The sequence below is a fragment of the Pseudomonas sp. HP_01 genome, assembly GCF_055284355.1.
The window spans coordinates 1-321 of record NZ_JBTOPV010000080.1; the positions used below are offsets into that span (position 1 = coordinate 1).

Sequence of the window (321 nt, forward strand, 5' to 3'; positions counted from 1 at the left end):
CGGTCATCTGCTCGGCCTGAAGCTCGATGAGCATGAACTGCTCAGCTACGAGCGCGACGACCTCCACCGCGAGATCAGCCGGCACCAAGGCAATAACCTGCTGCAAACCCAACAGTGGGATCCTGCGGGACGCCTTCAAGAACAACTGCTAGGACGAGCAGACGACAAATCCACGCTCATAAAACGCGCATACACCTACGACGCCGCCGACCAGCTCACCGACATCAATGACAGCCGTCGCGGCCCGCTCTCCTATCGCTACGACCCGGTAAGCCGCCTGCTAAGCGCCACCAGTCGCCTCGGCACCGAAACCTTCGCCTT

At 60.7% G+C, this 321-nt stretch carries 1 protein-coding gene; it reads left to right on the top strand.

The features are described from left to right. Positions 1-321, top strand: a 321-nt coding sequence (locus tag ACYAR8_RS24730; protein ID WP_463581340.1) for a hypothetical protein, incomplete at both ends; no start/stop codon positions are given.